The sequence below is a fragment of the Treponema sp. UBA785 genome, assembly GCF_002297065.1.
GTDB lineage: Bacteria > Spirochaetota > Spirochaetia > Treponematales > Treponemataceae > Treponema_D.
On record NZ_DBJD01000044.1, the window covers coordinates 505 to 8,443 of the forward strand.

General features: G+C 39.2%; 9 protein-coding genes. 1 reads left to right on the forward strand and 8 read right to left on the reverse strand.

Going from position 1 to position 7,939, the window contains the following annotated elements; translation table 11 throughout:
• From B2X33_RS03405 to B2X33_RS03420, 4 genes are all read right to left on the reverse strand, one after another.
• Positions 1-422 (reverse strand): metal ABC transporter substrate-binding protein (locus tag B2X33_RS03405; protein ID WP_296667664.1); only part of this gene is annotated, 422 nt, incomplete at its 3' end.
• Positions 409-822 carry a Fur family transcriptional regulator gene (locus tag B2X33_RS03410; RefSeq protein ID WP_296667666.1) on the reverse strand — a complete coding sequence of 138 codons (414 nt, stop codon included), beginning with the start codon at positions 820-822 and terminating at the stop codon, positions 409-411. The genes B2X33_RS03410 and B2X33_RS03405, both read right to left, overlap by 14 nt.
• Before the next feature lie 132 nt (positions 823-954).
• Positions 955-2,763, reverse strand: coding sequence for an ABC transporter ATP-binding protein (locus tag B2X33_RS03415; protein WP_296667668.1), 1,809 nt, complete (start codon positions 2,761-2,763; stop codon positions 955-957).
• Between the two features lies 1 nt (position 2,764).
• Entirely contained in the window at positions 2,765-3,127 is a 363-nt protein-coding gene (locus B2X33_RS03420) for a metal-dependent transcriptional regulator (protein ID WP_296017559.1), read from the reverse strand.
• Between the two features lie 282 nt (positions 3,128-3,409).
• Between B2X33_RS03420 and B2X33_RS03425 the strand changes: the two genes are divergently transcribed.
• A complete protein-coding gene (locus B2X33_RS03425) occupies positions 3,410-3,901 on the forward strand; it encodes a GNAT family N-acetyltransferase (RefSeq protein ID WP_296667670.1) in 492 nt (163 codons plus the stop codon).
• Positions 3,902-3,917: 16 nt separating this feature from the next.
• On the opposite strand, the gene B2X33_RS03430 is transcribed toward B2X33_RS03425, so the two are convergent.
• The 4 genes from B2X33_RS03430 to pstB form a co-directional block, all read right to left on the reverse strand.
• The gene (locus B2X33_RS03430; protein WP_296667672.1) at positions 3,918-5,399 is read right to left on the reverse strand and encodes a sensor histidine kinase; all 1,482 of its coding nucleotides are present in this window, start codon (positions 5,397-5,399) and stop codon (positions 3,918-3,920) included.
• Entirely contained in the window at positions 5,400-6,104 is a 705-nt protein-coding gene (locus tag B2X33_RS03435) for a response regulator (RefSeq protein ID WP_296667674.1), read from the reverse strand.
• A gap of 144 nt (positions 6,105-6,248) precedes the next feature.
• The gene (gene phoU, locus B2X33_RS03440; protein WP_296017506.1) at positions 6,249-6,902 is read right to left on the reverse strand and encodes a phosphate signaling complex protein PhoU; all 654 of its coding nucleotides are present in this window, start codon (positions 6,900-6,902) and stop codon (positions 6,249-6,251) included.
• Between the two features lie 172 nt (positions 6,903-7,074).
• Positions 7,075-7,848 carry a phosphate ABC transporter ATP-binding protein PstB gene (gene pstB / locus B2X33_RS03445; RefSeq protein ID WP_296017501.1) on the reverse strand — a complete coding sequence of 258 codons (774 nt, stop codon included), beginning with the start codon at positions 7,846-7,848 and terminating at the stop codon, positions 7,075-7,077.
• Between the last annotated feature and the right edge of the window lie 91 nt (positions 7,849-7,939).

The following is a 7,939-nucleotide window of genomic DNA, read 5'->3' on the forward strand; positions in this document are numbered from 1 at the left end:
TTGCTTTGCATGCCTTCTACGTTTTCTTCTTCCTTAACATTTTGCGCAAGAATTTCCATTAGATTTACAGTAAATTGATTTTTGTTGTTTGAATTTTTTATAACCTGAGAAACCCAAAAATCGCTTTCGCCGCCAACATATATAAAAAGGTCAGAACTTGCAATTTTTACAATGTCGGCCGTGCTCGGCTGGTAAGAATGAAGGTCTGTTCCGTTTTTTGCAAGAAGTTCAAGCTCAAAACTGTCGCTGCCTTCAATCAAATTTTTAACCCAATCGTATTCTGGAAAAATTGTTGCAACAACTTTTATTTTTTGTTTTTCTGCTTCAGATTCTGTTTTTGTATTTTGATTTTTTTTGCAGCCTGCAAAACTCAGAGCAAGAACCGCCGCAAAAAAAAACGTAACAACTTTATTCATTTTCATTTTTTTCTCCACAACTTTTGCAAATTCCAACCAAGGTGCTTTCGCCACGGCTCACTTCAAATCCTGTATTTTTTTCAAGAGCAGCAACAAGTTTTTCCGCAGCCGCTTCATCGAAATGAAAAATTTTTCCGCATTTCTGGCACGAAAGGTGAATATGTGTCCGGCAGGAATTGCAATCAAAAAACTGATAGAAAGATTCTCTCGAACCTGGTTTTGAACATCTTTTAATTTTTCCTTCAGATTCCAGCTCCGCCAAATTTCTGTAAATGGCGCTTTTGCTGATTTCTTTTCCGCTCAAGGCAAGCTCAATTTGTTTTGCAGAAAACATCTTGTCGGGATTTTCGCTAAAAAACGAAAGAAGAGAATTTCTCTGCTCAGTAGAATAATTGATTTTCGCCATATTTCAATTTGCGAATTAGTCGCAAATTGATTTAAGCATAATGCAAAATTTCATTCAAGATTTTTCAATAAATTATCAAAAAAAAGAATAAAAATTGTAAGAAAAATTGAAATTTTAAAATCTGCGCTATAACTAAATCCGCGCCTGAGCCGTATAGAGATTAAAATATTCGCCTTTTTTGTTCAAAAGCTGTTCGTGAGTTCCGGTTTCTACAATTTTGTGGTTTTCCAAAACGGCAATTTTGTCCGCATTTTTTATCGTACTCAGGCGATGCGCAATTACAAAAGCCGTGCGTCCGCTGCACAACCTGTCAAAAGCATTTTGGATTTTTTGCTCGGTAATGCTGTCGAGAGCGCTTGTTGCTTCGTCCAGAACCAGAACAGGAGGATTTTTTAAGAAAACGCGCGCAATGCTTATCCGCTGTTTTTGTCCGCCGGAAAGCTTAATTCCACGCTCGCCGATTACGCTGTCAAAACCGTTCTGCATATTCATTATGTCGTCGTAAATCTCCGCTTCTTTTGCAGCCTCAATAATTTCTTCCTCAGTTGCCTCCGGCCGCCCATAAGCAATATTTTCTCTTATTGTTCCAGCAAACATAAAAACATCCTGCTGAACAAAACCAATTTGCGAACGAAGAGATTTTAACTTGTAATCGCGAATATCAATTCCGTTTATTTTTATTGAACCGTCCTTAACTTCATAAAAACGCGCAAGAAGATTGCAGAGAGTTGTTTTTCCACCGCCACTCGGTCCGACAAAAGCGACAGTCTGTCCTTTTTTTACTTCGAGAGAAATGTTTTTTAAGACAGGAAAATTTTCCGAATAACCAAAGCTTACGTTTTCAAAATCTACATTTTCAATTTTTGCAGAAAGTTCTACTGCGCCAGGTTTTTCCGGCATTTCTTCGTGAATTTGCATCATTTCCGAAAAACGCATAAATCCTGCCATTCCAGTGCTAAACTGCTCAACAAAATTTGCAAGACGACGGATTGGCTGCAAAAAAGCGGCAACAAACATATTTGCGGCAACCAAATCTCCGAGAGTCATTTTTCCTTTCATTATATAAAATCCGCCGACAGCCAGAATAATTACGCTCAAAATGTGAGTGACAAATTCCATTTTTGAGTGCATTCCGGCCATTGCCTTGTAATAAAGGCGTTTTGCGTCAAAAAAATTCTGATTGCTTTTTTCAAATTTTGAAAATTCGTAATCTTCATTTGTAAAAATTTTTGTAGTTCTTGCGCCGCTGATTGAACTTTCGACCGCCGAGTTGATTTCCGCAGTTTTTCCTTTTACAAGGCTCGAAGAACCCATTAAACTTTTTCGGCTCGAATAAACCGCAAAAATAAGAAGAGGCAAGGTTACAAAAACAATTACTGCAAGCTGCCAACGAATTGAAACCATTACAAAAAATGCGCCAAAAAGCGTTAAAAGCGAAATCAGCAAATCTTCCGGTCCGTGATGCGCTAGTTCAGAAATTTCAAAAAGATCAGTTGTACTGCGGCTCATAAGCTGACCAGTACGATTTTTGTCAAAAAAAGAAAATGACTGCTTTTCGATATGTTCAAAAATATCGCGCCGCATATCTTTTTCAACGGCGACACCAAAAACATGTCCAAAAAATGTAATAAACCATTGCGCAACAGTCCGCAAAACGCACATTAAAAAACAGAGCGCAATTATTGAAAAAAAAGTAAAAATTACAGTCCGCTGAATTGAACTATCGGCGGAATCTAAATATTGCGGCAAAACTTTATTCAATGTGAATCTTGAAATTACTGGAAAAACAACATCAACGGCGGCAACAAAAACTGCGCAGAACAAATCCGCAAAAAAGAGCCATTTATGCGGCTTAAAATACGAAAAAAACAGTTTGTATTCGTTTTTCTTTACATCTCTAAAACTTAACGGCAAGACCGCAGATTTTTTGTTTTTAGCCATTTTAGTTTTCTTCAACCCATTTTTTTATGCCGTTTACAACATCGACATCAATCTGATGTTCAACACGGCAAGCATTTTCTTCGCACTGCTCTTCCGAAAGCCCCGTAATTTTCTGCAAAAAAAGTGTTAAAAGTTTGTGACGTCCATAAACATCTTCCGCCTTAAGCTGGCCTTTTTCCGTCAATTTAATCGTGTTGCCGAGCGTAAATTCTATATAACCGTCTTTTTCCAAAAGTCCCATTGCCCGGCTTACGCTTGGACGAGAAACAGCAAGTTTATTAGCAACATCAACGGAGCGGACAAAACCATTTTCAAGCTGCAAGCGCAAAATTGCCTCAAGATAGTCTTCACCAGATTCGTACATCGCACTTCCCCCTGCGTCAATTTTCTTCAATATATTCAGACTATTTTAGCAAAAAAAACATTTCCGTGCCATAATAAAAGCTCGTTATGAACAACAGCAGCAAAAATCAGTTTTAAGCATAAAAATTCCATTCATTATAAAATCATTCTCAAATCCGTGTGACATTCTGCAAAAATTAAAATAGAATAGCATTATTGAATTTGATTTCGGGCTTATTTTTTGTCCGCAAATCCTCGATTTTTAACCACGATATTCAAATATTACAAAAACTGGAGATTCCTCATGGACGATTCATTTTCTATCCGAACGGTTACGCCAAATGACATGGCTACTTTAAAATCACTTATTCTTGGGCTTGCAGAACACGAACGCCGGCCTCAAGATGTAACAGGAACCGAAGACGAGATGCGCCACTGGCTTTTTGACCGTAAAATTGCCACCGCGCTTTTTGCAGAACTTGACGGTCAGGCAATCGGCTATGCGATTTATTATCCGGTTTATGGTTCTTATTCGGCTCGCGGACGTGTTTATATCGAAGATATTTATTTTAAGCCAGAATTCCGCGGAAAAGGCTACGGAACAAGGCTTTTGGCTCATATTTGCAAAAAAGTTCTCGAAGAAGGCTATATTGGACTGGAATGGAGCGCTCTCGATTTTAACACAGGTTCAATCGACTATTATTTAAAACTCGGTGCAAAAAAAGAAAAAGGCCGTACATATTTTGATTTTTCAAAAGAATGTATGGAAAAACTTATAGCCCGAATTTCAAAATAATTTTTTACAGCATTTTCTACTGTTTTATAACCGGCAGTTCGATTACAAAACGCGCGCCGTTTTTCTTGTCCAAGCGGTCGGTTACATACAGCTTGCCATCGTGAGCTTTTATGATATGGGCCGCAATTGAAAGTCCAAGACCTGTTCCGCCCATATCCCGGCTGCGGCCTTTGTCAATTCTGTAAAAGCGTTCAAAAATCCGCTCCCTATATTCATTTGGAATTCCTTGGCCGTTGTCCTCCACCGAAATTTGAACAAGGTTTCTCTCTGCAAAAAGTTTTACTTTACAGTCGACTTCGGTATTTTCCGGACAGTATTTTATTGCGTTGTCGATTAAATTCCCCAAGGCTTCGTCAAAAAGTCCTTCGTTGAGCATACAGCAGACTTTATCGCTTTTTCCAACATCAACCGAACACAAAAGTTTTATATTTTTTAGTTCCGCCTTGCTCATAAAACGTTCGCAAACTTGTTTTGTGGCAGCAACAACATCGTGCTTCATGGTTTCTGGTTTTTTGTTGTCTTTTTCAAGTCTTGAAAGCGTAAGCAAATCTTCAATAATAGCCATCAGCCTTATGCTTTGAGCGTTTATGATTTGCAAAAAGTGAATTGCGGTAGGCTTGTCATCGATTGCGCCATCAAGCAAAGTTTCCGTAAAACCCGTAATCGATGTAACAGGAGTTTTCAATTCGTGCGAAACATTTGAAACAAAATCCTTGCGAACCTGCTCAAGACGCTGCATTTCTGTCGCCATAATTTCCATTCGGTTGCCAAGCTTTCTAAGTTCAGAAGGAGAGCGTACAGTGCTTTTTGCGTCAAAATTTCCTTTTTTATATTCTCCTGAAAGAATTTCAAGTTTTTTAATCTGATGAACGATATAAGCAGAAACAATGAACGTAAGAAGCAGAATTATTACAAAAACCGTGCACATGGTTTCGATTATTTGTTTTTTTGAGCTCGTTGAAAAATAAACTGACATCGAAAGCGGAACCGAGAGCCTTAATGCGTAAATTCCGTTTTTTGTCTGAATCGGCAAGGCATAGTACATTACGTTGTCGTTTGAAACCGTACTTTTACGAATCGCCTTTCCTTCTTTTCCAGAAAGCGCCGCCGAAATTTCTTCGCGGTCTTTGTGATTTTCGAGAGTTGAAATTTCATCAGCTTCAGAATCGCCAATCACATTTCCATCTGGAGCAACAAGCGTTATGCGAAAATCTTTTGACAAGGAATTTGAACCGCGAAATCCAACAGAATCCGTAAAATTGAATTTTTTCAAAAATTCGTCAATATTTTTATCTTTATTTTTTTCGCCTAAATGCTCAGACACAATTTGAACAAGCGAATTTCCAAAAACACTCAAATTCTCTTCAGTTTGATTTTCCGCAACCGTCCGAACCGACAAAATATTCTGCTTTAAAAGATAAAAAAATCCACAAGTCAAAATAAGTCCGTTCAGAACAAAAAGCAAAACTGTAATCGAAACTGTTTTTTTCTTAATCATTTACTCAACTGCCTCTTCTCCGTACATTCTGTAGCCAACACCGCGAATTGTTTCAATCATTTCTTTGCAGCCAGCGTCAGAAAGCTTGTGCCGGATACTCAAAATTTGAACGTCAATTGCCCGTTCTGTAACAGGATAATCCGAACCTTTGATTGCATTTATAATCTGCTGGCGAGAGAAAACCTGTCCTGCATGACGCACAAGATGTTCAAGAATTGCAAATTCAGTCGCAGTAAATTCAACCTTTTTGCCTTCAACCAAAACTTCGTGACGCGGAATATCGACAGAAATTGGGCCGGCAGTCAAAACGTCCCCAGAAACCGCAGGAGAGTTTTGATTTTGAGCACGACGCAACACAGATTGAATTCGGGCAAGCAAAACTTTTGTAGAAAATGGTTTTGTAATATAATCATCCGCTCCAAGTTCAAGTCCAGTAACAATGTCGCTTTCTTCGGTTTTTGCGGTAACCATGATGACTGGAATTGAGCGGGTAGAATCATCGCCTTTTAAAATCCGGCAGACGTCAAGACCGCTCATGTCAGGCAGCATAAGATCAAGAAGAATCAGATCTGGTTTTTCCAACCGCGCAAACTGAACCGCCTGAAGCGCATTTTCCGCACAAACCGTTTCAAACCCGCTTTTTTCAACATTGTATTTTATAAGTTCACGAATCGGCTCTTCGTCGTCAGTAATTAAAATTTTCATACCAATTCTCCCATATTTTGTTTTTTGCCGCTTTTTGACCGAAAATTGCCCGATCTGAGCATCCACTTTCTGCCTTTTAACCGCAAATCCCCGCCTAAACCGCAAATTGCCCGGTCTGACCGCTCAGTTTCCGCAAGCCGCAAATTACGCAGTTTTTCCGTCGTTCAGCATTGTTTTTACCGAATGTGCAATATTTACAGTGTGATCGCCGATTCTTTCAAAATACTTTGCAATCATCAGCACTTCAAGAGTCTGTTCCGCAGTTTTTCTGTCAGTTTTTTCGCCGCTTCCCATCATATCGACAAGGATGTTTTTTTCTTTTAAGAAAAGCTCATCAACATCATCATCCATTTTTTCAACAGTTGCCGCAAGTTCTGCATCCCGCCTTACAAACGAAGAAACCGCAGTGTTCAGCATTTTTATTGTAATATCTGCCATTTGCGTAATCAACTTATTGTATTCATTTTTTTTAAAATCAATATGGTTTGAAATTTCCGCAATGTCGCTTCCCTGGTCGCCTATTCGTTCCATATCAATTATCATACGAAGAGCCGCGCTTATAACTCGCAAATCTCCCGCAACCGGCTGCTGCTGCTGTAAAAGCCTCATGCACATTGCCTGAATTTCACGTTTTTTTACGTCGGTATTTCTTTCACATTCCATTGCACGTTCAATCATTTCTTTTTGACCAGTCACAAGCGCCTGCATTGCGTAAGTCAAACAATCTTCACATTCCGAGCCAAGAAAAACCAGCGCATCGTTAAGTTCCTTGAGCTGATTATCAAATTTAGTTCTCATGATTTCCTCCTGCTTTGCACCGCATTAGCGGCGAGCCATGGATGGCGAGAATCACAGTTTGTGAAAGCAACGCTTGAACAAACTGTAATGATAAAAATTACAAGGATGTAATTTTTATCATGCCTCCTGCTTTGCACCGCAAACTTTGTTTTTTTTGAATAATTTGAATAAATCAACCGAAACGGCCGGTAATATATTCTTCCGTTTTTTTGTTTTTTGGAGTAGAAAAAATCTGTTCGGTTTCGCCGTATTCCACAACCTTTCCAAGCAAGAAAAATGCCGTTCTGTCGCTGATTCTCGCCGCCTGCTGCATGTTGTGAGTTACAATTACAATTGTCAGGTCATTTCTAAGCTGGTCGCAAAGTTCTTCAATTTTTCCGGTCGAAATCGGGTCGAGGGCAGAAGTCGGTTCGTCCATAAGCAAAACTTCTGGATTTACGGCAAGAGCACGCGCAATACAAAGCCTTTGCTGCTGACCTCCGCTCATTCCCAGCGCACTTTTATTAAGGCGGTCTTTAACTTCGTCCCAAATTGCCGCTTCGCGCAAAGATTTTTCAACAATTTCGTCCAAGTCCGCTTTTTTTGTAATTCCATGAGTTCGAGGCCCGTAAGCAATATTGTTGTAAATGCTCATTGGAAAAGGATTCGGCTTCTGAAAGACCATTCCAACGCGTTTTCTAAGCAAATTTACATCGCAGCCCTCATAAATGCTAGTTCCGTCAAGCAAAACATCTCCAGAAATTTTGCAATTTTCGACCAAATCATTCATTCTGTTCAAAGATTTTAGCAAAGTCGACTTGCCGCAACCGCTCGGTCCAATAAAAGCCGTAATTTTATTTTCAGGAATATCCATATCTATCGAATGCAAGGCCTGAAAATTTCCATAAAACAAATCAAAATTGCGTATTGAAATCTTCGCTTTCGGAAAATTATTGTTTTCTCCCATATTGCATCTGCTCCTCTAATTTTTATTTTTTAGGCGGCTTTTTGTCGGTTTTGACCGCCAAAAACCAGGCTATCCGTGGTTCCGTGCTAAC